Raw genomic sequence first — 22,177 nt, 5'->3', positions numbered from 1 at the left:
TTTTAGTCCGCAACCGACGTACAGTTATGAGCGATTCTCCCGCCGACGAGGGTTCCCGCCGCGTCTACTTTCCCGACAACGATCACGACTTCCCCGACGAGAAGCTGAACACCGTCCTCGAGTTCATCGACGACGACGAGGAGATCACCGCGTATCTCGAGGCCCAGAACGTCAACGCGGTCGACCGAATGCAGTACAACGATCACGGCACGAAACACATCGAGATCGTCCGCAACCGGGCGCTGTGTCTGTACGACCTGCTCAAGGCGGGCGACGTCGACTTCAACGGTGCGCGCCAGCAGGGACTGGCCGAGGAGGACGAATCGGTCATCATCGCGCTCGCGGCGACGATACACGACGTCGGCCACGTCGTCCACCGCGACAGCCACGCCTACTACTCGATTCCGCTGGCCGCGGACATCCTCGACCGAGTGCTCCCCGAGTTCTACGACGTCGGCGACACCGTCCGGATGAAAGGCGAGATCCTCCACGCGATCCTCTGTCACCACACCGCGGAAACGCCGCTGACCACCGAAGCGGGCGTTATCCGCGTCGCCGACGCCCTCGACATGGAGAGCGGCCGCTCCCGGATCCCCTACGAGTACGGCGGTCGCGGCATCAACACCCTCTCGAGTCAGGCGATCAAGCGCGTCTCGCTCCAGCCCGGCGACACCACGCCCGTCATGGTCGAGATCGAGATGACCAACGCCGCCGGCGTCTACCAAGTCGACAACCTGCTCAAGGCCAAACTCGAGGACTCCGGCCTCGAAGAGGAGATCCGGATCGTCGCGCTCAATACGAACGAGAACCACGAGCAGCTGGTCGAACGGATCGAGCTGTAAAACGAAGTTTTACGCTGCGTGCGGTCGCTTCGCGACCGCACTCGGTAAAAATTCGATTAAAAGCACTCCTCCTTCCGTTCCGAGCGCTTCGCGCTCTCCACATCAGTCGTCAGCCCGCGAGCGCCGCAGGCGCTCGCGGCGGGTATCGGGTACCTGGCTGCCCTCCCCCGGGTCGCGAGTTCCTCGCAGCGCTCGGAACTCGCTCCCGGCCATTCGAATCAGCTGATCTCTCCTCAAGCGAGTTCGTACTGCCCGTCCGCTCGCTCGAGATGGCCGCGATCCCGAAGCGTTCCGGTAATCGAGAGGACCGTCCCTTTCGTGACCGCGAGGTCGTCACAGAGGTCTTCGGCGGTCGCGCCGCCGCTCGCGGCGAGATACAGGTAGACGAGTTTCGCTCGAGCGGAATCGAGATCGGTCGGTACCGAGACGGCGAGGTCGGTCGTCGCTGGCTGCGTCATACTTCCACGTCTCTCTTTCGACGATAATAAACCCTTCTTACAACGATCGTCGAAAATCTGGCGACGTGACGCCAGCCATCATTGTCGATATCGTGTACGCCAATCGTCGATCCCGCGACGATACCAGTTGTCGACCGCTCGAGCGACTGTTCTTGGGTATAGGCGATTGTCGTGACCGGGGCAACGATAACTGTTCGCAGGACGGCTACAGGTGCTCGCTGGCCGGTGTCCGATAGTATAACTTACGGTCGGCGATATGGGAAACCCAATGTCGACGCAACTCACCGTCATCGCGCTGCTGACCGGACTGTTGACCGGGGCAGTGTTTCGATTTTTTAATATCCCCATCCCCGCCCCGCCGGAGCTCCCCGGTATCATGGGCATCGTCGGGATCTATCTCGGTTACAAAGTTATCGAATACGCCGACGTCGGCGTCGACCTCCTCGAGACGCTCGGGCTGTAGCGTTCGAGCGGCGTGAGTCGGCCGCACTCAGGCCGCCGACCCGGTGCTGAAGAAAAGCCGCATGAGAACCCACAGGACCATCAGAAGCGCCGCGGGCGCGAACACCATCGCCACGAACAGCAGCGGACCGGCCAGGACGGAGTCGCTGGCGAGAGACGCGACGATGCCGAGCAGCGGAACGGTACCCATAGATTCGCCATTCGCCGGGATGGGTATAAACGATTCTACTCGAGACGACGGCCGAATCGCACGCCGAGAAATCGGAAGCGACGCCGCGGTCAGTAACTGCGCTCTTTCGGCTCGTAGGTCTTGTTCTCGCCCTCGAGGATCACGGGCCGATAGAAGATCGAGGGTTCGCCGTCGTCCCACGAGATGAGCGTGTGTTTGAGCCAGTTCTCGTCGTCGCGGATCTGGTTCTCCTGACGCCAGTGAGCGCCGCGGAACTCGTTGCGCACGAGCGCGCCGAGGGCGATCGACTCGGCGACGTCGATCAGGTTTCGCGTCTCGATGGTCTGCTGGAGGTCGGTGTTGAACGTCCGCGACGGATCGTCGACGTAGACGTCCTGATACTCCTGGCGGCACTCGCGAATGAGCTTCAGCGCCTTCTTGACGCCTTCCTCGGTCCGGAAGACGTTGACGTTGTCCGTCATGGCCTTCTGGAGCTTCGCACGGATCTCGGCGTGCTGGACGCCGTCGTCTTTCTCCATCAGATGGTCGACGCGCTCGCGGGCCGACTCGACGGTCCGCTCGAGGATGCCCTCGGCGTCGGCAGTGACGCCGCCATCTGCGGCGACGCTTCCACTGGTATCGAGTCCCGCTTCTCCCGGAGCGACCGGGAGTTCGGTGTCGGTTTCGTCCTCCACATCGTCACCGTAGCCGGTCCGGATCTCGGGTTCGCCGAGGTCGTCGCCGGCGGCGTGGCGGCCGGCGCGCTTGCCGAAGACGATCAGTTCCGGCAGCGCGTTACCGCCCAGCCGGTTGCCGCCGTGGACGGAGACGCAGGCGCACTCACCGGCGGCGTAGAGGCCGTTGACGCAGCTCTCTCCGTTCTCGTCGACCTCGATGCCGCCCATCGCGTAGTGCTGGCCGGGCTTGACCGGCATCGGCTCGACGAGCCCGTCGACGCCCTCGAAGTCCTCCGCGAGGTGCAGAATGTTCTCGAGACGGTCCATAATCCGTTCCTCGCCGAGGTGGCGCATGTCGAGGTGGACGTACTCGTCGTCGACGCCCCGTCCCTCGTTGACCTCGGTCAGTTCGGCGCGGGCGACGACGTCCCGCGAGGCGAGTTCACCGGAGTTGTTCGCGTAGCCGTGCTCGAACATGAACCGCTCGCCCTCGTTGTTGTAGAGGATGCCGCCTTCGCCGCGGACACCCTCGCTTATGAGCACGCCGGTCGAGGGCAGCGAGGTCGGGTGGAACTGGATGAACTCCATGTCCTCGAGCGGTGCGCCGGCGCGATAGGCCATCGCGTGACCGTCGCCGGTGCAGGAGACCGCGTTAGTGGTGTGATCGAACGCCTGTCCGGGCCCGCCGGTCGCGAGGACGACCCCGCCGTTGGCCTTGAAGCCCTCGATCTTCCCGGACTGCACGTCGTAGGCGACGACGCCGTGACACTCGCGGTCGTTCGGATCCGGTTCGTCCGTCGTCGCGAGGTCCATCACGTACCACTCGTCGTAGACCTGAATGCCGCGTTTGACGACCTGCTCGTACATCGTGTGCAGCAGGTGGTGTCCCGTCTCGGCGCCGGCGTACGTTGTCCGCGGAAACGAGAGTCCGCCGAACGGTCGCTGCGAGACGCGGCCGTCCTCCTCGCGGGAGAACGGCATCCCCCAGTGCTCGAGGTTGATCGTCTCTTCGGGGGCGTCCTGGGCGAGGGTCTCGACCGCCGGCGCGTCGCCGAGGTAATCCGACCCCTTCATCGTGTCGTAGGCGTGGAGTTCCCAGTCGTCGCCCTCCCGGAGCGCGGCGTTGATTCCGCCCTCCGCAGCACCGGTGTGGCTGCGGACGGGGTGGAGCTTCGAGACCATCGCCACGTCGGCTCCCGCTTCGTTTGCTGCGATCGCGGCTCGGAGGCCGGCGCCGCCTGCGCCGACCACGATGACGTCGTGTTCGTACATAGTTACCAGAACTTCAGGTTCTTCTTGACCGCTTCCCGCTTGAGCTCCTGAATGTGCTCGGTGAGCGGGATGTCCTTCGGACACACCTCTGTACAGGAGAACTGGGTCTGGCACCGCCAGACGCCGTGTTCCTGCTCGAGAATGCGGAGTCGGTGCTCCTTGATCTGCTCGCTTTCGCGGTCGTCCATCGCGAACTTGTAGGCCTTGTTGATCGCCGCGGGGCCCAGATACTCGTTGTCGCCGGCCGCGATGTTACACGAGGACATGCACGCGCCACACCAGATACACCGCGAGGACATCTTGATCTTCTCGCGGTTTTCGGGGCTCTGGCGCTGCTCTTCGAGGTCGTCGACCGCGGGCGTCTCCCCGTCCTGGAAGTACGGCTCGACCGTGTGCATCTGGTCGTAGAAGTGGTCCATGTCGACGACCAGGTCCTTGACGACCTCCTGGTGGGGCAGCGGCTCGATGCGAACCGGCTGCTCGAGGTCGGAGATCTGGGTCTTACAGCCCAGTCGCTGCCTCCCGTTGACGAAGAAGGCGTCGGAGCCACAGACGGCCTGCCGACAGGAGTGGCGGAAGGTAAGCGAGGAGTCGTACTCGTCGCGGGCGTACATGACCGCGTCGAGGACGGTCATCCCCTTCTCGAAGGGGACGTGGAAGTCGTCGAATCGGGGTTCCTGCTTCCCCTCGACTTCGGGGTCGTAGCGGAACACCTTGATGAGGACCGTCTCTCCATCGAGTTCGGCCTCCTTTTCGGCGTGTTCGTCGACCATCCCGTCGTCTTTGTCGTCGAGTCGGCGCTCCTGGGGCGACTCGGCGCCTTTCATCTCCGGGTCTTTCGGTGCTTCCTGGCTCTCGGGTTCGGCCTGTTGCGTGCTCATATTAGATCATCCCTCTCATTGCGAGTGCGACGTAAACTCCCTGCGCGACGAGCGCGACGCCGGCGATGACCAGCACCGCCAGCACGACCTTCTTCTGGGTCCCCTCGAGGCCCTGATTGACCAGCGCGTTGTAGACGCCGTTGACGCCGTGGAACGCGGCGGTGATCAGGAACAGCACCATCGTGAGGAAGTAGCCGATGTTTTGCATTCGGGCTTCGGTGCCCAAGAAGGTTACCTCGTACGCGTGGTTGACGAAGTGCAAGAGGAAGAAGTGGAATGCGAGAACGACGACGAGGAACGCGGCGGTGACGCGCTGGAGGAACCAGCCGGTGCCGCCGGGCGTAAAGGAAGAGTACCGTTCCGCCATTAGAATGACACCCCCGTGAGGAACGTGGGAACGCTGGCGACGGTGATCGCACCCGTCAGCACCAGCGAGGCGTAGAAACTCTTGTCCTGGGAGTCGAGTCCGACGCCGAGATCGACCATCAGCAGGCGGAGGCCGTTCAGAATGTGGAAGACGGCCACCGCGAGCAGACCGATCTCGAGCAGGCGGACGAGAAACAGGCCCTCGAGCCCCTGCAGCGTCGCGGTGTACACGTTGACCGCTTCTCCGTCGACCATCGTCGTTTCGCCCTGTGCGCCACCGATAGAGGTACTCAACACGGCGATGTGGGTGAACAGGTAGCCGATTAGCACCCATCCGGTGAACTTGTGGAAGATCCACGCCCACATGCCGGCCGAGAACTCCTTCCAGCGACCGAAGTCCTCGATGAGACCGCGATTGTAAGACTGACTCATACGCTCATGTGGTGCGTTAGACCGCGGGGGTATAGAAGTTACTTTTATCTCCTCCATCCGGCCATTCGTGCACGGGACAGCCGCCAGAACCAAAGCGGGTTTTCCCAAAGTCGAAATCGGTTCGGGAGCGCTCCCTCGGGTGTCGACTTCTCGGCGACAGTCGGGAACTTCCCCTTCCGAACTGTCGTCCGTCGTTTCGGCGCACCCGTAGGGTGGTCGGAGTTTCGTCCTCAACCCGTTCCGTGGATCCCTCTCAGAGATCCGATCGCGAACTCTCCGTCGTCCGCTCGCGCTCGAGAGCCGTGAGCGTGTCCGGCGAGAGGCCGACCAGATGACAGAGCGGGTTCCCCGGGTAGACGACCGGATTCTCGAGGACGCCGACGATGAGGCCGGTGAACGGGGCCTCGACCGTGACGATGTCTTCTTCCTCTTTGAACGGGTTCGTGATCGTACAGATCACCTCGCCCTCCTCGACGAGCTCGCCGCGACCGCGTTTCATGTCGACGATACCGCCGGCGTCCGCGCGGAGCCAGGTCTTCTCGTTGTCGTCGTCGATGATCGTTCGCCAGCCGGGCCAGTGAACCGACGACTTTCGGTGACAACCGAACTCGGCGAGGACGCTCGCGACGCCGGTGAGCGCACGATCGATCAGTCGGCGCTGAAATCGGTGGGCCTCGCCCATCTCGACTGTGATCGTTGGGATATCGGCTTCGGTCGCCTCGCGGCGCAACGTCCCCGACGGTCCCTCGCCGGCGATGATAACGTTCGAACTGAACGCCATGGCGAGTCGGCCGACGTCCGACCGCTCCATGTTCGCCCGGACGTGGAGCATGTTCGTTCGCCCTCGCGTGGAGGTGTGGAAGTCGAGTCCGAGGTCACAGGGTTCGATGAAATTGGTGAATATCTGGTGTGCCATTCGTCTGGCACTCGTCGACCCCTCTCGACCCGGGAACGATCGGTTCAGGTCCCGGTCGTAAATCGGCAGATACCGCTCCTGTGCGAGGAAGCCGGGAACGTTCATCACCGGCAAGCAAACGAGCGTCCCGTGGAGCACGGAGTGGTCCCAGTCGTGGGCGACCTCGCGAACGACCTCGATTCCGTTGAGTTCGTCGCCGTGGGCCGCCGCCGAGAGAAAGACCGTGGGCCCGGGATGTTCGCCGTTAATCACCGTGACGGGGATCCTGACGGGATCGCCGAGATACGTCTCGCTGATGCCGTAGCGAATGTTCGCCGATTCGCCGGGATCGACCCGGCCGCCGTTGTAGGTAAAGGCCTCGGCCATCGTCTCGGATCCGTCCGTTCGGTCGGGTGGCTCGCTCGTCGTCGCGTCGTCGCTCATATGACGTGCTCCGGCGGCACCACCGTGAATGTTCTCCCTTCAGTCTTGCCGATCAGTTCGCGTTATATCCTTTCGAGCGGTTCCATACTTCCTTTTCCGGAGAAAAAACGGTTTCCCGCCGACTCGGTCAGGCAGAAGCTGGGACCGTGGGCATACGTTTTGTATCTGGCTGTACTACGGACAGCCATGGAAATTCGTGAAGCAACTGACTCGGACGCTGCAGCGATTCGCTCGATCGCACACGACTCGCTCAACTCCACGTACACGGCATTTCTCGAGGAGGAAACCATCGACGAGGCGATCGACCAGTGGTACGGCGACTCGCTCGCCGACGAGCTCGCTGACGATCGCTCGCTCTTTCTGATCGTCGAGCGCGACGGCGAGATCGCCGGCTTCTCGCAGAGCGAACTGGTCGGCCAGCAGGCGAACACCGGCCACTTGCTCTGGTTGCACATCCATCCCGATCACCGGGGCGACGCGACGGGCGTTCGATTGCTGGTCCGCACTCGCGAAGCGTTACTCGAGGAAGGAGCGGACGGAATCCAGTGCTTCGTTCTCGCGGACAACGAGGGCGGGAACGAGTTCTACCGATCCCACGGCTTCGAGCGGGCCGGCCAGCGCGAGGTCGAGATCGGCGACGAAACCTTCACGGAAAACGTCTACGTCGAGGTCGACCTCGAGGACGACGGCGAGTGGGGAGCGATCGACGAAGTCACCGCCGACGGCGAAACGGTCTACGTGAGCTACGGGGAGGCCGCCCGCGGGACGAGGTCGCCGTTCTACACGGCCTACAAGAGCGAGGATCGCCACGACCGCTACGCCTGGTTCTGCGGGAACTGCGACTCGATCGACAACGCGATGGACGCGATGGGTCGGATCGAGTGCAACAACTGCGGCAACCAGCGCAAGGCGACCCGGTGGGACGCGTCGTACCTCTAGCGGAGTCGTCTCTTCCGTCTCCGATCCTGTTCTCCTCTCCGGTGGTTTTCCCCGCTGACGGTTGACTCCACTCCCGGTTCTGTTGACAGCGGTAGTGAGACTCTCGTTTCGCACCCTCAACGTGCACTGCCGGGGAGCAACGTTTCACTCCGGACCGATCATCCGGCGTGCGGTGGCGCGCGCTTGCGGCCGACCGAACGCAGTGAGGGCGGTCGATACCACTGCGCGAGGGATGAGCGAACAAAGTGAGCGAATCGGTTGGGGAGGGCGTGGCGTTTCCGTGTCGCCACGATAGCAGGACACTTCTTTGATCGAACTCACTGCCGAACACCCTGCTCAGTAGACTACCTCTATTGAGTGTACGTACTGTGAGAAGTCAGCAACACGATCCAGAACGATCCACCGCTCGAGCCAACCGTCTCTCGAGCCGACCCCATTCCGACTCGTACGGTCTGCTGTCAGTCAGTGCCGGCGCGAGCGCGATCCGGCCTGCGTTCGCGCCGGGGCATCGGTACAGCAACCCGTCTCAGGCGTGTTCGTCGACGAACGCTTCGATCCGATTGAGCGCCTGCCGGAGCTCCTCGAGCCCGGTCGCGTAGGAGACCCGAAGGTGGCCCTCCCCGCTCCCGCCGAAGACGTCGCCGGGGACGACGGCGACGCCCTGTTCGCGCAGGACGGCCTCGGCGAACTCCTCCGCGGTGAACCCCTCGGGAACCTCGGGGAAGCAGTAGAACGCGCCCTTGGCCTCGAAGACGTCCATGCCGATCTCGCGAAAGCGCGAGAGGACGAACCGTCGCCGGCGATCGTACTGATCGACCATCTCCCGGACGTCGTTCGCACAGGAGTCCAGGGCCTCGAGCGCGGCGTACTGGGCCGTCGTCGGGGCCGACAGCATCGTGTACTGGTGGATCTTGTTCATCGCGCCGATGGCGTCGGCTGGCCCGAGCGCGTACCCCAATCGGAGCCCCGTCATCGCGTGGGCCTTCGAGAAGCCGTTGAACACGATGGTACGCTCGCGCATCCCCTCGAGGGTCGCGATCGAGGTGTGCTCACCGTTGTAGGTCAACTCGGCGTATATCTCGTCGGAGAGGACCGTCAGATCGTGCTCGCGGGCGAACTCGGCGATCGGCTCGAGGTCCTCGGCGGGCATGATCGCCCCCGTCGGATTGTTGGGGTAACAGAGGACGAGCATATCCGCGTCGGCCGCGCCGGCGTCCTCGAGGCCCTCGACTGTGAGCCGGAAGTCGTCCTCCTCTCTCGTCGGGACCGGCAACACGTCGCCGCCGGCGAAGATCACGCCGGGTTCGTACGAGATGTAGGAGGGCTGGGCGATTGCCACCGTATCGCCGGGATCGACGAACGCCCGGAAGGCCAGGTCGACCGCCTCGCTCGCGCCCGCCGTGACGATGATCTCCTCGTCGGGATCGTAGCCGAGGTCGAATCGGTCGGCGACGTAGTCGGCGATCGCTTCGCGGAGTTCGCGCTTGCCCCGGTTGGCCGTATAGGAGGTTTTTCCCTGCTCGAGGGATGTGATGGCGGCGTCGCGGGCCGCCCACGGCGTCGCGAAGTCGGGTTCGCCGACGCCCAGCGAGATGACCTCGTCGCGTTCCTCGGCGATCTCGAAGAAGCGCCGAATACCCGATGGCGGGACCGTCTGCACCCGGTCTGACAGTTCGAACGTCATGATCAGGGTGAAAAGGAGAGCCGGTCGTCGCCCTCGCCGTCGCCGAGTTCGATCCCGTTCTCCTTGTAGGAGGTCATCACGTAGTGCGTGACCGTCTGGGTGATCTCGGGGACCGGTGCGACCTTCTCGCTGATGAACTGCGAGACCTCGCGGATGGAGTCGCCCTCGACTTCCATATCGAAGTCGTAGTCGCCGCTGATCAGCCGCAGTGCTTTGACCTCCGGGAATCGTGCGAGACGCTCGGCGATGTCGTCGTAGCCCGTCTCGCGGTCGAGCGTGACGTTCAACTCGACCTCGGCGCGGACCCGCTCGTCTTCCAGTTTGTCCCAGTCGACGACCGCCTGGTAGCCCCGGACGAGGCCCGCCGCCTCGAGTTCCTCGATGGCTGCCTCGACCTCGCGCTCCTCGAGGTCGGTCATTCGCGCGATATCCGCCGTGGAGTAGCGCGCGTTCTCACGAAGCAACTCGAGCACCTCGCGTTCGCTCATACCGCTTGGAAGCGCGAGCGCGAGTAAAGTTCTAACGTTGTTCGGCCGGCGGGCCGCGGCGGGTCCGGAGTGCGCCGACTCCCGTCGGGATCGGCCCCGAGACGCGCCGTCTTCCCGCGGGACCCCGTTGGGTGGCACTCGAATTCGAAATCGCACGACGTTGGTCGTCGCGGGGGCTCCCGCCGCCCGTCCCGCCTTCGATTCCGGTCCGCTGCGGATCGCCGTGGGAGCGCAGACGTCCGACTTCGATGGCGGACTTTATTACCAGTACACCGGAACGGACCGATACGGTTCGAGGTATCTATGGACGATTCGAGACAGCCGCCGTCGATCGAGCGACTCGAGAGCTTCTTCGAGGAGGAACCGCGAGAGTGGCTCGTGACGTGGGTCGAACGACTCGCTGAGAGCGACGCGGGGACGCGAAAAGAAACGCTCCGTACCTTCCGACAGTTCGCCGAACGGCAGCCGGCCGCACTCGAGCCCGTACTGCCGACGCTAGCGCTATTTCTCACTGACGAGGAGCGGTCGATTCGGTTGACGACTGCGAAACTGTTCGTCGCCGTCGCCGAGGCCGACCCCGACGCGGTCGAGTCAGTCGTCTCACCCCTCGCTGACCGGTTGGCCGACGACGACGAGTTCTACTACGTGCGCGCTCGGTCGGCGGAGGCGCTCGGCTACGTCGCGCGGGACCACCCGGAGGCGGTCGCTTCACCCGAGGTGGTGGCGGACCTGCGAATCGGGTTGTCGTTCGACGAACCCGAGGTGCGAGAGAAGTTGGCGAAAGCGCTCGAGTACGTCGCGCTGGGCGACCAGGACCGACTTCGTCATCACGTTTCGGACCTGGCCGAGCATCTCACCGATTCGAACGAGGTCGTCCGGTATCACCTCTGCACCGCGCTGGTCGCGGTCGGCTGTGCGTCTCCGGACGCGTTGTCCGAGAGCGCCGCTGCGCTGTGCGATCGGTTGGACGACGAGAGTCCCTACGTGCGGGGGCGGGCGGCCGAGGCGTTGGGGCTGCTGGCCCGGTCGGATTCGGACGTGACGATACCCGACGTGCGTTCGGCCGCGGACGACGATGCCGCGGCGTTCCTCGTCGATCGAGTTCAGTATGCGATCGACGAGGACGACGGGCCGGGAGATACCGTCCCCGACGAAATCGGGACGATACCGGGGCTCCGTGACCGAACCGACGAGATCGTCGACGAGATCACCGCTCCCGACGGCGGCGAGTGTCCCTCCTGTGGGCTCTCGCTCCCCGAGCCGGGACCGCCGATCTGTCCGCAATGCGGTGGCCCCCGCTGACGGGGCACGCGAATTAGGCCAGCCTAAAAACCGGAACGCCTTTATATTTTAGGCAGACCTAAATCAGTATGACCGGCGAACTGGGGGAAGCCGACGTACCGGCTCGACGAGAACGCGTGACGGACGGTGAGACGGGTACCGGAAGCGTCTCGGTCTCGGGACAGCCGTCGCGATCCGAGATCGGCGGGGAACCGCTCGACGGAACGACGGACCGTTCCTCGCATCCCACCCCGATCGGAGCAACCGCTGTGCCCCGACGATGAGCGGGAAGAAGTCGAACGCCGCGACGGGAGAGCCTGCGACGTCGCGACGAAACGAGAGACGGTTCGAGTGGCTCCTCGATCCGAAACTCGCCACGGTGGTACTCGGTAGCCTCGCCATCGTGTTCGTCGGCGGACTGATACAGGTGAGCTACGGCGCCTACTCGATGACGCACACCGAGGCGTGGCTCGCACTCTTCAACCCGAACGTGGTGTTCAACCCGCAGGCCTGGGACGCGTTCTTGCTCGGCGAGGCGATGCCCGAGATGAGCACCGAAAGTCTCATCGTCTGGAATATCCGCCTCCCGCGGGTGTTCGTCGCGGCCCTGGTGGGGATGAACCTCGCCGTCTCGGGGGCGATATTTCAGGCCGTGACCCGGAACGAACTCGCGAGCCCGTTCATCCTCGGCGTCTCCTCCGGGGCGGGGCTCATGATTTTGCTGACTCTCGTCGTGTTCGGGAGTCTGACGGCGTTCCTTCCGCTGATCGCGGCCTTCGGCGGGGCCGGTGCGTTTCTCATCGTCTACGTGATCGCCTGGAAGAACGGAACCTCGCCGGTCCGACTGGTGCTCGCCGGCGTGATCGTCGGAACGGTCTTCGGCTCGCTGCAGACGGCGCTGTTTTTCTTCGCGGACGATATCGGCGTCGTCCAGTCGGCCATCGCCTGGACCACCGGGTCGCTTACCGGGACCGACTGGGAACAGGTCCGACTCGTGCTCCCGTGGACGATCGTGGTCGTTCTCCTCTCCACTGCCGGATCGCGCCAGATGAACGTCCTCTTGCTGGGCGAGCAGACGGCGAAGTCGCTGGGGATGTCGATCGAGAAAGTGCGGTTCGCGCTCTCGGGGGTCGCGGTCCTCGCGGCGGCAGCCAGTATCGCCGTCGCCGGCATCGTCGGCTTCGTCGGCCTCATCGTCCCGCACATGGTCCGAAACCTGGTCGGGAGCGACTCGAAGAAACTGGTCATCGGCTGCCTGTTCGTCGGTCCGGCGCTGATGGTCGCCGCCGACGTGGGCGCGCGACTCGCGTTAAGTCCCACGCAGATTCCCGTCGGCATCGTCACCGGACTCATCGGCGGCCCGTACTTCCTCTATCTGATGCGAAAGCAGGAGAACATGGGTGAAATCTGAATGGGACGCGCCGGAACGGACGGGCGACGGACGGGCGAATTGAGCGAGACGATCGCCCATTCCTCGACTACGGTCGAATCGCTGATCGACGCGCTCTCCGGTTCGGAACTCACGGGACGGTACTCGAGTTCGGACGTGCCCGTCGTCAACGGTGCGGATTCAGACGGAAACGACGCGACAGGGGCCGAGTAGTGAGCGACGAGGAGCCCCTCGAGACGGAACTCGACGCCGCCCGCGAGCGTGTCTCGAAGCCCTTGATTCGCCTGTTTCGAACCTACGGCCTCGGGGAAGGACGGTGGCTCGCACTCGGACTGGTCGCCAGCGCGCTCGCGTACGGGTCGATCCTCGTGACACCGCTCGTTCTCGGAACGACCATCGATGCGGTGTTCACCGGCGAGGGAAGGTACGCGCTACCGCTCGTGCCCGGCGCGTGGCTGCCGACCGAGCCGACCGCGCAGTTCTGGCTTTCCGCGACCGTCATCGGCGTCGCGCTCGCCGGCGGCGCGCTCCTCCAGTGGGTCCGGGGCGTGGCGATGAACTTCTTCGCCCACGGGGTGATGTACACGATACGAACGGACGCCTACGAGAAGATGCAGCGCCTCGACATGACCTTCTTCGATAACAAGGAGACGGGGGAGGTCATGTCGATTCTGAACAACGATATTTCGAACCTGGAGGTGTTCTTCGATAACGCGCTGGGGGACAGCGTGCGGATCGGCGTGATCGTCGTCGGGATCACCGTCGCGTTGCTCTATACGAACTGGCAACTCGCACTGATAACTCTCGGGGCCGTGCCGCTGCTCGTCGCCTTCACCTGGTGGTTCGTCAGGGTGATCGCGCCTCGCTACGCCACCGTCCGCTCGACGATCGGCGATCTGAACACGCGAATCGAGAACGGCCTCAGCGGGATCGAACTCGTGAAGACCGCCACCACCGAGGAGTACGAGAACGGCCGCGTCCGCGACGTCTCGAGATCGGTGTTCGACGCACAGATGGACGTGTTGAAGCTGAGTTACTTCTACCGGCCCGGAATGGAGTTGATCACCGGCGCGGCGCTGCTGGCGACGTTCGTCGTCGGCGGACTGTGGGTGTTCTCCGGACCGCCGCTGTTCTTTTCCGGTGACCTCACGACCGGCGATTTCGTCGTGTTTATGCTGTTGACTCAGCGCCTAACGGGGCCGATGGCCCAACTCTCGAGCATCGTCGACTGGTACGAGAACGCGGCGGCGTCGGGCGAGCGTATCTGCGGACTGCTGGACGTCCCGGTCGGGATTCGGGACGCGCCCGATGCGGTCCCCCTCGAGGATGTCGACGGCCGGCTCGAGTACGACGACGTTCGGTTTCGCTACGAGGACGGTGAGCCGATACTCGACGGGGTCGGCTTCGACGTCGAACCGGGCGAGACGATCGCCTTCGTCGGTTCGACCGGGGCGGGCAAGTCGACGGTCGCGAAACTACTGTTGCGGTTGTACGACATCGACGACGGTGCGATCCGCGTCGACGGCCACGACGTGCGTGACGTCCGCGTTTCGGACCTGCGGGGTGCCATCGGGTACGTGAGTCAGGACACGTTCCTGTTCGACGGGACTGTGGCCGAAAACATCCGCTACGGGAACTTCGACGCGAGCGACGACGAGGTCCGGGAGGCCGCCGACGCGGCGGAGGCCCACGAGTTCATCCGGGAACTGTCGGAGGGGTATCAGACGCGGGTCGGCGAGCGCGGCGTCAAACTGTCGGGCGGTCAGCGCCAGCGGATCGCGCTTGCTCGAGCGATCCTCCGGGATCCCCCGATCATCCTGCTGGACGAGGCGACCGCCAGCGTCGACACGGAGACGGAGTACCTCATCCAGCGCTCGCTCGAGGAGCTGACCACCGAGCGGACGACGCTGGCCATCGCCCACCGACTGTCGACCGTCAAGGACGCGGATACCATCCTCGTCCTCGAGGACGGACGAATCGTCGAGCGCGGCACTCACGACGACTTGCTCGCAGCGGACGGGCTGTACGCGACGCTGTGGGGCGTCCAGGCCGGTGAAATCGATGCCGTCCCCGACTCGTTTCTCGAGACCGCCGCTCGAGAGGTAGTCGGCGACGACCTCTGATTTAGGCTGGCCTAATAATCGGTGGCTTTATGATGTTTTAGGCGAGCCTAAAAATACGATGGGAGACAAAATGAGCGGTGGCGGCCCGACACGGCGGGATTTCGTGACGTACGGCGGTGCGGCCGTCGGAAGCGGACTGCTGGCGGGTTGCTCGGAACTGGTCGGACAGGGGGACGCCCAAGGCACCGGGACGACCGGGGACGGATCGTACTCGGTCTCGATGGAACCGATGGGGACGGTCTCGTTCGACGAGGTACCCGAGCGGTGGGCCGCGTACGACGGCGGCTACGCCGATATGGCCGTCGCACTGGGGCAGGCCGACGGATTGGCCGGCGTGGGCGGCGCTGATCGCTACTACACGTATGTCTACGACGAACTTCCCGGCGTGAGCGTCGACGAAGACGTCCTCGAGCGGTATCCGGAGGTCCGAACCAAAGAGGAGTTCTACGGACTCGAGAGCGACGTGCACCTGTACGATCCCCAGATGCTGGTCAACTGGTTCGACTGGAGTGGGGAAGACGTCGACGAGATCGCGACCCGCGTCGCGCCGTTCGTCGGGAATTTGATCTTCCGCCGCTCCGACGAGTGGCACGACTACCGCTACTACACGCTGTACGAGGCCTTCGAAATCGTCGCCGAGGTGTTCCAGCAGCGGGAACGCTACGAGGCCTTCAGCGAACTCCACGACGAGTTCATCGCGTCGATCCAAGGGCGACTCCCGCCGAGCGATGACCGACCGGACGTCTTCCTCACGTTCGAGGGGACCGACGAGCCGGAGACGTTCTCGCCGTATCGACTCGACGACGCGGGGACGAGCAAGAAACAGTGGCGCGATCTCGGCGTCCACGACGCGCTCGCGGGGACGGACATCGACAATCTCAGCACTACGAACCGCGGCGAACTCGACTACGAGAACTTACTCGAGATCGATCCCGAAGTGATTCTCGTCCGCGGCCACGAACGAAAGTCCGCCGCGGAGTTCCGGGACGTCGTTCTCGACTACATGCGGAGCCATCCCGTCGGGAGCGAACTCACCGCCGTCCAGAGCGGCCAGGTGTATCGCGGCGGCTATCTCAACCAGGGTCCGATTCACAATCTCTTCCTGACGGAGCGAGCGGCGAAGCAACTGTTCCCCGACGAGTTCGGGGAGGTGACCGGCGACGGACGGCTCTTCGACCGACAGGCGGTTGCGGATATCATCACCGGAGACGCCGACGATGACTGAACACACGGACGGTACGGCTGGCGGACCCACACGCAGAGACACACTGAAATACGGCGGCGCACTCGCGGCCGGCGTTTCACTCGCCGGCTGCTCGGAGTTGGCCGGACGGGACGGTGACGGCGAATCCGGACCGTCCGATAGCGGGACCTACTCGGTGACGATGGCGCCGAGCGGAACCGTCGAATTCGAGGGGCCGCCGGAGAACGCCCTCACGATCCTCCCGCATCACGCTGATATGGCGCTCGCGGCCGGCCACGGCGACGCCGTGTCCTCGATGCTGTACAACCCCGAATACAACGACACGATGTGGAACACGTTCCTCGAGCGGCTCCCGGGCGTCTCCGTCGACTGGGCCGACCTCTCCGGAACGTGGGATCCCGACAAGGAGTTCCTCTACGAACTCGACAGCGATCTCCACCTCGCGGACCCCGCGTACATGACGAACATGTCGAGTTGGACGCGCGAGGACACCGAGGATATCGGCGAACGCGTCGCCCCGTGGTTCGGAAACACGCTCAGCAACGCGAATAAGGAACCGGCCGCGGAGTGGGCCGACGACTACGAGTATTACACGCTCTGGGAGATCTTCCGGCAGGTTGCAACGGTGTTCCAAGCGGAGGAGCGCTACGAGGCGCTCAAAGCCGTCCACAGTGAGATGCTCACGACGATCAAGGAGGACCTCCCGTCGGAAGACGGGCGGCCGTCGGTGGCGATGATCATCCTCATTCAGGGTGAAGAAAGCATGTATACGTATGCACTGAACGGCCCCGGCTTCCTGACCGCCCACACTCGCCCGCTCGGTGCACACGACGTTTTTGCGGACGTCCAGACCGAATCGACGGTTGACTATGAGGCCCTCGTCGAAGCCGATCCCGACGTTATCCTCTGTCTCGCAGGAATGTCGGAGGCTCGCCACGTGACGAAGACTCGAGAGCGGTTCCAAAACGACCCGGTAACCGAATCGGTGCCGGCGGTCGAGAACGACCGCATCCACACCCAGGGCGGGCGCAATCAGGGGCCGCTGATGAACCTCTTCCAACTCGAGATGACCGCCAAACAGCTCTATCCCGACGCCTTCGGAGAGTGGCCGACCTACTCCGAGGGGCCGTACCCCGAGATTCCCGAGGACGAGCAGCTGTTCGACCGCCAGCGCGTTGCGGACATCATCACCGGTGAGAACTAAATGAGTGACAACAACGACGGCACGACCGAAACGACGACGCGCAGAGATGCGTTGAGATACGGCGGTGCGCTCGCGGCCGGGACCGCCCTCGCGGGTTGTTCGGAACTGTTCGGACAGAGCGAGGAGACTGACCGGCCGTCCGGCGAGGGCTCGTATTCGGTGACGATGGCTCCGATGGGGGAAGTCACGTTCGACTCGCCGCCGGAAAGCGTGTTCACGCGGTTGACCCACCACGCCGGGATGGCGTTCGCCCTCGGACGCGGGGACGACGTCAACGCGATGCACGCACCCGACTACTACGACCAGCTCTGGAACCAGTTTACCGAACGACTGCCCGGCGTCACGCTAGACTGGACGGGGTTGTACTCCTCGTGGGATCCGGATAAGGAGAAACTCTACGACCTCGACAGCGATATCCACCTCGCCGACCCGGCGAGCGTGAACGCCCTCGATAGCTGGAGCACGTCGGATATCGATGAGGTCGGCGAGACTGTCGGCCCGTGGTTCGGGAACAAATTCAGCGACAGACACGACGAACCGCCGGCCGAGTGGGCCGACCGCTACGAGTATTACACCCTCTGGGAGCTGTTCGAAAAGGTCGCAGCGGTGTTCCGCGAGGAGTCGCGCTACGACGCGCTCGAGACGATCCACGCTGACCTGCTGGCAACGATCGAGGAAAATCTTCCACCGGAACCGGATCGCCCGACCGCGGTTCTGGCGGGGATGAGCGACATCGAGAGCATGTACGTCTACACGCTGGATACGCCCGGGTTTTTGATTTCGCACGTGCGCCCGCTCGGTCCGAATGGCGCTCTGGGTGACGACATCTCCTCCGGCGACACGATCGATATGGAAGGGATGCTCGAGGCCGATCCCGACGTTCTCTTCTCGCTTGGCGGGATGCACCCTCAAACCGATATGCCCGAAATTCGATCAGCGCTGCGGAATCACGCCGTCGGACAGCGACTCTCCGCGGTCCAAACCGATCGCGTCTACGCGCAGGGAGCGCGCTACCAGGGGCCGATCCTGAACCTGTTCCAACTCGAGATGACCGCCAAACAGCTCTATCCCGACATTTTCGGGGAGTGGCCGACCTACACCGAGGGTCCGTATCCGGAACTTCCGGAAGACGAACGGCTGTTCGATCGCCAGAAAGTCGCCGATATCATTACGGGGGAGCGGTGAATGCGCGCTCGAGAGTGGGCGATCGCGGGCGCGTTCCGCGAACCGTCGGACTACGACATCCCCGACCTGCCGTCGTGGCGAGTCCGTCGCAGCGAGTGTGGCGGCCTGGCGTTCGCCGACGGGGACGACGAGCCGTTCATCGCCGCCGACCAGCCGGTGACGATCAGACGATAACGACGACCGATGATACACACTACTACCGATACGACGTACGGAAGACGCGGCACCTCCGTCTCGAGTAGAGCAACTCCCGTGTGCGACACGAGCCCTACGGGAGCCGGTGACGACGCTCCCGACGTCCGCGAAGACGAACGGCGCGTTACCCGCCAGCGGATCCCAGATAGCAGGTTCAAACGATGAGTGCAATCGATACCGATCGAGCGGAGACGACGTTCGATCACGATATCGCCATCGTTGGCGGCGGCCCCGCGGGGTGTGCAGCAGGCGTCTTCACGGCACGGTACGGCCTCGACACGATCATCTTCGATCGCGGACGGTCTTCGATTCGGCGATGCGCCTACCTCGAGAACTACCTCGGCTTTCCGGCCGGGATCGACGTCGAGACGCTGTACGGGTTGATGCACGACCACGCCGAGGAGGCGGGCTGTGAGATCGTTTCGGATCTCGTCGAGTCGCTCGAGCCCGTAGACGACGGCGAGGGCTTCGGTATCAGCCTGCAGGAGGGAGAACCGGTCACGGCTCGTCGCGTGATCGCGGCCACGCGCTACGACGGCGAGTACATGCGCGGACTCGACGACGAGACGGCGATGTTCGAGACGCACGAACACGACGGCGAGGAACACGAGCACTTCGACAAGGGGTACGCCGAGAGCGACGGAACGACGCCGGTCGATGACCTGTTCATCGCGTCGCCGTACGGAGACACCGGCTATCAGGCGAGCATGGCCGCCGGACGCGGCACGCGGGTCGGGATCACCGTCGTCGAGGACGTTCGACGGGACGCGGGCTACCCCGAGGCCGTGGCGAACTACTACGACTGGATGCGACGAGAGGCGGAACTGGACGGCGAGTGGAGCGACCGGGATCGGTGGCGAACGTATTTCGACGACCGAGTGCCCGACGATCACGACCTCGAGGCGGATCGCCTCGCGGAGATACGCGAGCGGGAAATCGACCGCAGGCTCGAGACGTATCTCGCCGACGACGATATCGAACGGCGGATCGAACGCGGACACGAACGACTGCTCGCGCACGTCGACGACGACCTGATCGTCGAAGCGGCGCGCGAAATCGAAACCGAACGCGAGAACGGAGGGTCGTGATATCACTCCCGACGGTACGACGGCGGCTCCCGGAGCGCTGCCCGAAGTCGATGCCGTCCCACGGCCGCGCTCGAGCGTGAAGAAGCGTCGGGTCTGCGCGTCGGGCTTCGGATCCGTAGCGAACGTCCACACGTCGATCCACTACACGTCGATTCAGTGACCGATGACCGGGGCATCCCACTACCTTCTCGTTCTCTATCTCGCGGAACGGCGGGGCGCTCCACCGATTTCACCCGGGCGCGTCGCCGACGCGGTCGATCGCTCGCCGGCGGCGACGACGGAGATGCTTCAGCGACTCGAAAACGACGGCTACCTGACGTACGAACCGTACGACGGAGCGACGCTCACGGCCGAGGGACGAGCGACCGCCGACGAACTGTCCGAGACCTACGATACCCTTTCGCGGTTCTTTCACGACGTGCTCGGACTCGAGGAGTACGAGAGCGAGGCGATGGAACTGGCGGGAACAATCAGTCCGACGGTCGTCGACCGCCTCGCATCGACGCTTCTCGCCGAGACTGACGACCCGTCTGGAGAGACGGAGCGATCGCTCTCTTCGGTGCGATCGGACTCTCGTTGAGTCGGGACTTCGTTCTGCGACGCGACCGACGACGACCGATCGAAACCGCACTCTTTTTACTTTAGGTCTGCCTAAACAAAGCCAATGACCACCGGTACGCAATCGGACGCCGATCGTGACTCCGAACCGGATACGACATGCGGACCCGAGATATCGGTTTGCGAAAGCGGTCCCGACAGAGTCGTCTTCATCGAATCCGGGAACACGGAGGGATGGATTTCGAGCGACCACGTCATCGAATCGACTCGATAGCCCGTCGCCCGGCGACCGCGTCCCCGCCAGATCTGTCACGGTTTCGTTCAGCGAGTCCGTCGAACAGGAGTTGTCGAGAGAGCCGTCGGCGTTGGTCGATCGGAATTACAATATCGAACTGAACCGCTCGGAGCGAACGGCGAGAGACCACCCGGCTGCAGTCGACGGCGCCGAGTTACTGCGTCGCGGACTCGAGGACGAGGGTGTCGTCTTCGAGGTAGTGTTCGATGTGGTGGGTGTGTTCTTCGATGGTCTCGAGTTGTTCACGAAGCATCTCTCCCGTCGCGTAGTCGCCGAGCCCCTCCGCGAGTTCGATGTGCTGGCGGTAGCTTTCGATGATGTCGCCCATCATCTCGAGGTCGTTGGCGAGCGATGTCCGGACGTCGTAGACGTCTTCGTCCTCGGCTTCGACCGTCGCGTTCTCCACGAGCGTCGTCATGCTCGCGTGGGGAACGCCGCCGAGCGCCTGGAGTCGCTCTGCGAGTTCGTCGGCCGCGGCTTCGACGTCCTCGTAGACCTCCTGGAGGAAGACGTGGACGTCGAGGAACTCCGCACCCTCTACGTTCCAGTGGTGCTTGTGGAGTTGATGATAGAGGACGTACGCGTCGGCCAGATCCGTGTTGAGCGCGTCGATGATCTGCTCGGCCTTTTCCGTGTCGAGTCGAAGCGCGTTCGATTCGACCGTGTCCGCTTTCTGTCGAGTGGTCTTTTGCGTGTTCATCACGTCTCATACGTGGGATGGAAGCCTCTTATAACTTTTCAATTTACGAACTATTTTTCGCACTGCCTAAACTATCGGGACCACCCCGTCATACCCGGTCCGTCTCGATCGTTCCGGAGTGCGTTCGCGTCCGGCTACGAATCCCGCCCGAACTCGTGAGAACCGTTCCGCGGTCGGTATCGCTCGAGACGACCGATCGTCGGGGTCGCGAAGCGGTCGCGGCTCACGATCGCGATGTGCTCTCCGACGCGCGGCAGAAACTGCGCAGACAGCGTCGTAACCGACCCCGAGTCAGCGATAATTCTTGAACAGAAGCGCCCGGACGTCGTCTTTCGTCTGGACCTGTTCGCTCGAGCCGTCCGGGAGTTCGACGCTGTACCGGTAGTCCGCGGAACTCGATTCCTCCCACTTGTCGTCGTGGGTCTCGAGCAGGCTCATCATCTCGTCTAACATATCGTCGTCGTCGGCCGAGCCGTCTCCGTCCGTGTCGGCAGCCGAACCGTCGCCGTCCGCGGCCTCGTCGTCGGCTTCGTCGTCGTTCGCTTCCCCTTCGGTCACCTCGCTCGGTCCGTCGTCGCTCGGTCCGTCGTCGGCGTCCCCTTCGGTCTCTTCGTCCGACTCGGACTCCGGGCCCTCGCTGTCCTCGTCCCCGATCTCATCGGCCGTCGGCGTCTCGCCTTCGACGTAGGAGACCTCCTCGAGTTCGTGTGGATCGGTTTCGCCGTCGATAGCGGCACCGACGGACGCGGCGACGTCGTCGGTCGCCGAGGAGTCGAACTCGTCGGCGTCGATTTCGACGTCCTCGTCGAGATTATCGATCAGGAACTGGACGGCGTCGCGTTCGCGGACGAAGCCGTACTTGCCGACGACCGATTCGGAAATCTCCTCGCGGAGGTACTGGATGAACGCGTACTGTTCGTCGGTGACCTCGAGCGTCTTCATACC

At 63.8% G+C, this 22,177-nt stretch carries 25 protein-coding genes; 14 read left to right on the top strand and 11 right to left on the bottom strand.

Annotated elements, in window-relative coordinates; all coding sequences use genetic code 11:
- Positions 1-26: 26 nt before the first annotated feature.
- On the top strand, positions 27-842 hold the full coding sequence (locus AC0QDI_RS05830) for an HD domain-containing protein (RefSeq protein ID WP_474666164.1): 816 nt from the start codon (positions 27-29) through the stop codon (positions 840-842).
- Between the two features lie 233 nt (positions 843-1,075).
- Here the strand turns inward: AC0QDI_RS05830 and AC0QDI_RS05825 are convergent, their stop codons facing one another.
- Entirely contained in the window at positions 1,076-1,300 is a 225-nt protein-coding gene (locus AC0QDI_RS05825; protein ID WP_474666162.1) for a MarR family transcriptional regulator, read from the bottom strand.
- Between the two features lie 268 nt (positions 1,301-1,568).
- Between AC0QDI_RS05825 and AC0QDI_RS05820 the strand changes: the two genes are divergently transcribed.
- Positions 1,569-1,763: a XapX domain-containing protein gene (locus AC0QDI_RS05820; protein WP_474666160.1), complete on the top strand. Its 195-nt coding sequence runs from the start codon at positions 1,569-1,571 to the stop codon at positions 1,761-1,763.
- A gap of 27 nt (positions 1,764-1,790) precedes the next feature.
- Here the strand turns inward: AC0QDI_RS05820 and AC0QDI_RS05815 are convergent, their stop codons facing one another.
- From AC0QDI_RS05815 to AC0QDI_RS05790, 6 genes are all read right to left on the bottom strand, one after another.
- A complete protein-coding gene (locus AC0QDI_RS05815; protein WP_474666158.1) occupies positions 1,791-1,952 on the bottom strand; it encodes a hypothetical protein in 162 nt (53 codons plus the stop codon).
- A gap of 89 nt (positions 1,953-2,041) precedes the next feature.
- The gene (locus AC0QDI_RS05810) at positions 2,042-3,880 is read right to left on the bottom strand and encodes an FAD-binding protein (protein ID WP_474666156.1); all 1,839 of its coding nucleotides are present in this window, start codon (positions 3,878-3,880) and stop codon (positions 2,042-2,044) included.
- A 2-nt stretch (positions 3,881-3,882) separates the two neighbouring features.
- Entirely contained in the window at positions 3,883-4,761 is an 879-nt protein-coding gene (locus AC0QDI_RS05805; RefSeq protein WP_474666154.1) for a succinate dehydrogenase/fumarate reductase iron-sulfur subunit, read from the bottom strand.
- A 1-nt stretch (position 4,762) separates the two neighbouring features.
- Complete coding sequence (locus tag AC0QDI_RS05800) at positions 4,763-5,128, bottom strand: succinate dehydrogenase/fumarate reductase transmembrane subunit (protein ID WP_474666152.1); 366 nt, start codon at positions 5,126-5,128, stop codon at positions 4,763-4,765.
- Positions 5,128-5,559 carry a succinate dehydrogenase, cytochrome b556 subunit gene (gene sdhC, locus AC0QDI_RS05795; RefSeq protein ID WP_474666150.1) on the bottom strand — a complete coding sequence of 144 codons (432 nt, stop codon included), beginning with the start codon at positions 5,557-5,559 and terminating at the stop codon, positions 5,128-5,130. Before sdhC ends, AC0QDI_RS05800 begins: the two co-directional genes overlap by 1 nt.
- A 253-nt stretch (positions 5,560-5,812) precedes the next feature.
- Positions 5,813-6,898: a succinylglutamate desuccinylase/aspartoacylase family protein gene (locus AC0QDI_RS05790; protein WP_474666148.1), complete on the bottom strand. Its 1,086-nt coding sequence runs from the start codon at positions 6,896-6,898 to the stop codon at positions 5,813-5,815.
- A 186-nt stretch (positions 6,899-7,084) separates the two neighbouring features.
- Between AC0QDI_RS05790 and AC0QDI_RS05785 the strand changes: the two genes are divergently transcribed.
- Positions 7,085-7,837, top strand: a complete 753-nt coding sequence (locus AC0QDI_RS05785; protein ID WP_474666146.1) for a GNAT family N-acetyltransferase — start codon at positions 7,085-7,087, stop codon at positions 7,835-7,837.
- Positions 7,838-8,363: 526 nt separating this feature from the next.
- On the opposite strand, the gene AC0QDI_RS05780 is transcribed toward AC0QDI_RS05785, so the two are convergent.
- Positions 8,364-9,521, bottom strand: a complete 1,158-nt coding sequence (locus AC0QDI_RS05780) for a pyridoxal phosphate-dependent aminotransferase (protein WP_474666144.1) — start codon at positions 9,519-9,521, stop codon at positions 8,364-8,366.
- A 2-nt stretch (positions 9,522-9,523) separates the two neighbouring features.
- Positions 9,524-10,009, bottom strand: coding sequence for an Lrp/AsnC family transcriptional regulator (locus tag AC0QDI_RS05775; RefSeq protein ID WP_474666142.1), 486 nt, complete (start codon positions 10,007-10,009; stop codon positions 9,524-9,526).
- A 303-nt stretch (positions 10,010-10,312) separates the two neighbouring features.
- Here AC0QDI_RS05775 and AC0QDI_RS05770 point away from each other — a divergent pair, with 303 nt between their 5' ends.
- The 11 genes from AC0QDI_RS05770 to AC0QDI_RS05720 all read left to right on the top strand — a co-directional run bounded on the left by AC0QDI_RS05770 (position 10,313) and on the right by AC0QDI_RS05720 (position 20,259).
- Complete coding sequence (locus tag AC0QDI_RS05770; RefSeq protein ID WP_474666140.1) at positions 10,313-11,311, top strand: sister chromatid cohesion protein PDS5; 999 nt, start codon at positions 10,313-10,315, stop codon at positions 11,309-11,311.
- A 68-nt stretch (positions 11,312-11,379) separates the two neighbouring features.
- Positions 11,380-11,574, top strand: a complete 195-nt coding sequence (locus AC0QDI_RS05765) for a hypothetical protein (RefSeq protein ID WP_474666138.1) — start codon at positions 11,380-11,382, stop codon at positions 11,572-11,574.
- Positions 11,571-12,701, top strand: a complete 1,131-nt coding sequence (locus AC0QDI_RS05760; protein WP_474666136.1) for a FecCD family ABC transporter permease — start codon at positions 11,571-11,573, stop codon at positions 12,699-12,701. The genes AC0QDI_RS05765 and AC0QDI_RS05760 overlap by 4 nt, the downstream gene beginning before the upstream one ends.
- Complete coding sequence (locus tag AC0QDI_RS05755; protein ID WP_474666134.1) at positions 12,702-12,893, top strand: hypothetical protein; 192 nt, start codon at positions 12,702-12,704, stop codon at positions 12,891-12,893.
- Positions 12,893-14,803: an ABC transporter ATP-binding protein gene (locus AC0QDI_RS05750; protein ID WP_474666132.1), complete on the top strand. Its 1,911-nt coding sequence runs from the start codon at positions 12,893-12,895 to the stop codon at positions 14,801-14,803. The genes AC0QDI_RS05755 and AC0QDI_RS05750 overlap by 1 nt, the downstream gene beginning before the upstream one ends.
- A gap of 58 nt (positions 14,804-14,861) precedes the next feature.
- The gene (locus AC0QDI_RS05745; protein ID WP_474666130.1) at positions 14,862-16,028 is read left to right on the top strand and encodes an ABC transporter substrate-binding protein; all 1,167 of its coding nucleotides are present in this window, start codon (positions 14,862-14,864) and stop codon (positions 16,026-16,028) included.
- On the top strand, positions 16,021-17,211 hold the full coding sequence (locus AC0QDI_RS05740) for an ABC transporter substrate-binding protein (RefSeq protein WP_474666128.1): 1,191 nt from the start codon (positions 16,021-16,023) through the stop codon (positions 17,209-17,211). Before AC0QDI_RS05745 ends, AC0QDI_RS05740 begins: the two co-directional genes overlap by 8 nt.
- Complete coding sequence (locus tag AC0QDI_RS05735; protein ID WP_474666126.1) at positions 17,212-18,396, top strand: ABC transporter substrate-binding protein; 1,185 nt, start codon at positions 17,212-17,214, stop codon at positions 18,394-18,396.
- Positions 18,397-18,570 carry a hypothetical protein gene (locus AC0QDI_RS05730; RefSeq protein ID WP_474666124.1) on the top strand — a complete coding sequence of 58 codons (174 nt, stop codon included), beginning with the start codon at positions 18,397-18,399 and terminating at the stop codon, positions 18,568-18,570.
- A gap of 182 nt (positions 18,571-18,752) precedes the next feature.
- Complete coding sequence (locus AC0QDI_RS05725) at positions 18,753-19,679, top strand: FAD-dependent oxidoreductase (RefSeq protein ID WP_474666122.1); 927 nt, start codon at positions 18,753-18,755, stop codon at positions 19,677-19,679.
- 163 nt (positions 19,680-19,842) lie between these two features.
- Positions 19,843-20,259 (top strand): metal-dependent transcriptional regulator, encoded by a 417-nt coding sequence (locus tag AC0QDI_RS05720; protein ID WP_474666120.1) that lies wholly within the window; start codon positions 19,843-19,845, stop codon positions 20,257-20,259.
- Positions 20,260-20,686: 427 nt separating this feature from the next.
- Here the strand turns inward: AC0QDI_RS05720 and dpsA are convergent, their stop codons facing one another.
- Both dpsA and AC0QDI_RS05710 read right to left on the bottom strand, forming a co-directional pair.
- Positions 20,687-21,232, bottom strand: a complete 546-nt coding sequence (gene dpsA, locus AC0QDI_RS05715) for a DNA starvation/stationary phase protection protein DpsA (RefSeq protein ID WP_474666118.1) — start codon at positions 21,230-21,232, stop codon at positions 20,687-20,689.
- Positions 21,233-21,523: 291 nt separating this feature from the next.
- Positions 21,524-22,174: a hypothetical protein gene (locus tag AC0QDI_RS05710; RefSeq protein ID WP_474666116.1), complete on the bottom strand. Its 651-nt coding sequence runs from the start codon at positions 22,172-22,174 to the stop codon at positions 21,524-21,526.
- Positions 22,175-22,177: the final 3 nt, after the last annotated feature.

It is taken from the genome of Natrinema sp. LJW11 (assembly GCF_056135975.1).
The sequence above is the reverse complement of the archived record's forward strand: the minus strand, read 5'-3'. Positions and strand labels throughout refer to the sequence as shown.

Excerpts from the sequence above, each read along its gene's own strand:
- AC0QDI_RS05740 (WP_474666128.1), top strand. The coding sequence starts at position 16,021 with ATGACTGAACACACGGACGGTACGGCTGGCGGACCCACACGCAGAGAC.
- AC0QDI_RS05745 (WP_474666130.1), top strand. The coding sequence starts at position 14,862 with ATGGGAGACAAAATGAGCGGTGGCGGCCCGACACGGCGGGATTTCGTG.
- AC0QDI_RS05765 (WP_474666138.1), top strand. The coding sequence starts at position 11,380 with ATGACCGGCGAACTGGGGGAAGCCGACGTACCGGCTCGACGAGAACGC.
- AC0QDI_RS05780 (WP_474666144.1), bottom strand. The coding sequence starts at position 9,521 with ATGACGTTCGAACTGTCAGACCGGGTGCAGACGGTCCCGCCATCGGGT.
- AC0QDI_RS05770 (WP_474666140.1), top strand. The coding sequence starts at position 10,313 with ATGGACGATTCGAGACAGCCGCCGTCGATCGAGCGACTCGAGAGCTTC.
- sdhC (WP_474666150.1), bottom strand. The coding sequence starts at position 5,559 with ATGAGTCAGTCTTACAATCGCGGTCTCATCGAGGACTTCGGTCGCTGG.
- AC0QDI_RS05775 (WP_474666142.1), bottom strand. The coding sequence starts at position 10,009 with ATGAGCGAACGCGAGGTGCTCGAGTTGCTTCGTGAGAACGCGCGCTAC.
- AC0QDI_RS05755 (WP_474666134.1), top strand. The coding sequence starts at position 12,702 with ATGGGACGCGCCGGAACGGACGGGCGACGGACGGGCGAATTGAGCGAG.
- AC0QDI_RS05805 (WP_474666154.1), bottom strand. The coding sequence starts at position 4,761 with ATGAGCACGCAACAGGCCGAACCCGAGAGCCAGGAAGCACCGAAAGAC.
- AC0QDI_RS05760 (WP_474666136.1), top strand. The coding sequence starts at position 11,571 with ATGAGCGGGAAGAAGTCGAACGCCGCGACGGGAGAGCCTGCGACGTCG.
- AC0QDI_RS05825 (WP_474666162.1), bottom strand. The coding sequence starts at position 1,300 with ATGACGCAGCCAGCGACGACCGACCTCGCCGTCTCGGTACCGACCGAT.
- AC0QDI_RS05820 (WP_474666160.1), top strand. The coding sequence starts at position 1,569 with ATGTCGACGCAACTCACCGTCATCGCGCTGCTGACCGGACTGTTGACC.
- AC0QDI_RS05790 (WP_474666148.1), bottom strand. The coding sequence starts at position 6,898 with ATGAGCGACGACGCGACGACGAGCGAGCCACCCGACCGAACGGACGGA.
- AC0QDI_RS05730 (WP_474666124.1), top strand. The coding sequence starts at position 18,397 with ATGCGCGCTCGAGAGTGGGCGATCGCGGGCGCGTTCCGCGAACCGTCG.
- AC0QDI_RS05785 (WP_474666146.1), top strand. The coding sequence starts at position 7,085 with ATGGAAATTCGTGAAGCAACTGACTCGGACGCTGCAGCGATTCGCTCG.
- AC0QDI_RS05800 (WP_474666152.1), bottom strand. The coding sequence starts at position 5,128 with ATGGCGGAACGGTACTCTTCCTTTACGCCCGGCGGCACCGGCTGGTTC.
- AC0QDI_RS05710 (WP_474666116.1), bottom strand. The coding sequence starts at position 22,174 with ATGAAGACGCTCGAGGTCACCGACGAACAGTACGCGTTCATCCAGTAC.
- AC0QDI_RS05815 (WP_474666158.1), bottom strand. The coding sequence starts at position 1,952 with ATGGGTACCGTTCCGCTGCTCGGCATCGTCGCGTCTCTCGCCAGCGAC.
- AC0QDI_RS05810 (WP_474666156.1), bottom strand. The coding sequence starts at position 3,880 with ATGTACGAACACGACGTCATCGTGGTCGGCGCAGGCGGCGCCGGCCTC.
- dpsA (WP_474666118.1), bottom strand. The coding sequence starts at position 21,232 with ATGAACACGCAAAAGACCACTCGACAGAAAGCGGACACGGTCGAATCG.
- AC0QDI_RS05725 (WP_474666122.1), top strand. The coding sequence starts at position 18,753 with ATGAGTGCAATCGATACCGATCGAGCGGAGACGACGTTCGATCACGAT.
- AC0QDI_RS05830 (WP_474666164.1), top strand. The coding sequence starts at position 27 with ATGAGCGATTCTCCCGCCGACGAGGGTTCCCGCCGCGTCTACTTTCCC.
- AC0QDI_RS05735 (WP_474666126.1), top strand. The coding sequence starts at position 17,212 with ATGAGTGACAACAACGACGGCACGACCGAAACGACGACGCGCAGAGAT.
- AC0QDI_RS05720 (WP_474666120.1), top strand. The coding sequence starts at position 19,843 with ATGACCGGGGCATCCCACTACCTTCTCGTTCTCTATCTCGCGGAACGG.